Genomic DNA, 1,411 nt, shown 5'->3' on the forward strand with positions numbered 1-1,411 from the left:
CCCACGCGCGCGCCATGCGCGCGGCGCGCCCGGGGCTGCACGAGTACGAGCTGGAAGCCGAACTGCTGTACGAGTTCCGGCGCCACGGCGCCCAGGCGCCGGCCTACCCCAGCATCGTAGCGGCGGGTGCCAACGCCTGCGTGTTGCATTACGCCGCGGGCGACACCGTGCTGCGCGACGGAGAGCTGGTGCTGATCGACGCCGGCTGCGAATATGACAGTTACGCGTCCGACATCACGCGCACGTTCCCGGCCAATGGCCACTTCAGCGGCCCGCAGCGCGCACTGTACGACCTGGTGGCCGCCGCGCAGGACGCGGCCGTGCAGGCCACCGCGCCCGGCCGGGGCTGGAACGACGCGCATGATGCCGCGGTGCGCGTGCTGGCGCAGGGCATGCTAGACCTGGGCCTGCTGCAGGGCTCGCTGGACGGCGTCATCGAATCCGGCGCCCATACGCGCTTTTATATGCACCGCACCGGCCACTGGCTGGGCCTGGACGTGCACGATGCGGGCGACTACCGCCAGGGCACGGCGGCGCCCGGCGAAGAACGGCCCTGGCGCACGCTGGAGCCCGGTATGCTGCTGACCATCGAGCCCGGCATCTACGTGCGCGCGGCCGACGATGTGCCGCGCGAGTTCCGGGACATCGGCATCCGCATCGAGGACGACGCGCTGGTCACTGACGAGGGTTGCGAACTGATTACCCGCGGCGTGCCGGTGGATGCGCGCGAGATCGAGGCGCTGATGCGCGAGTAACGGCTGCGGCGGGCCGCGCCCTAGAACACGTACCCGTCCAGCCAGCCCATGGCCGTCCAGGTGTACACCACCACCATCGCAATGGCGAACATGCCGGCAATGGCGCCGACCAGGGTACCGGCAATGGCCACCAGCACCGGCCCCCAGCCGGTATGCGTTACCCGCCCGTGCGCCGGATTGAGCCGGCGGTCGAATTTCTCGTCCGGCATCAGGCTGAACACCACGCCTTCGATAAAACCGTCGACCATGGGAATGAACACCAGGAAAAACGCCGGGTTGTCATACCAGACCGGAAAGCGCGTTGCCAGGCCCAGGCAGACGGCGGCAAACGCCGTCACCAGCCAGGCGTGGCGGCGCTCCAGGTACCACCAGTGGGCCCCCGTCCAGCCCAGAAAACAGGCCAGCAGGCCCAGCACCACTTTGTTGCGGGGCCGGGCGGCGGTGGAGGGGGCGGCGGACTGGGCTGACGACATGTCGGTGGCGAAGGGAAATCGCGGCAGGACGCCCGTGTGCGGGCAATGCCCGCGATTGTAGTGGACGGTAGAATCCCGTCATGAATCCGCCTGTCTATGACATTGCCATCCAGAGCAAGTACAAAGACGCCGAGGTGGGCCGCTGGCACCTGGAACTGCTGGTGGCGGCCACGCTGGAATCCA

At 68.6% G+C, this 1,411-nt stretch carries 2 protein-coding genes; one reads left to right on the forward strand and one right to left on the reverse strand.

Translation table 11 applies throughout. The annotated features are described in order from the left end of the window. The coding region (locus tag LPZ50_RS24825) for a M24B family metallopeptidase (protein WP_230665489.1) at positions 1-755 on the forward strand (755 nt) is incomplete at its 5' end. A gap of 20 nt (positions 756-775) precedes the next feature. Here LPZ50_RS24825 and LPZ50_RS24830 read toward each other — a convergent pair. After that, positions 776-1,228, reverse strand: a complete 453-nt coding sequence (locus LPZ50_RS24830; protein WP_230665490.1) for a TM2 domain-containing protein — start codon at positions 1,226-1,228, stop codon at positions 776-778. Positions 1,229-1,411: the final 183 nt, after the last annotated feature.

Source organism: Bordetella petrii, assembly GCF_020991325.1.
Lineage (GTDB): Bacteria > Pseudomonadota > Gammaproteobacteria > Burkholderiales > Burkholderiaceae_B > Bordetella_A > Bordetella_A petrii_E.

Bases quoted from the DNA above. Each gene is read 5' to 3' on its own strand.
- LPZ50_RS24830 (WP_230665490.1), bottom strand. From the start codon at position 1,228: ATGTCGTCAGCCCAGTCCGCCGCCCCCTCCACCGCCGCCCGGCCCCGC.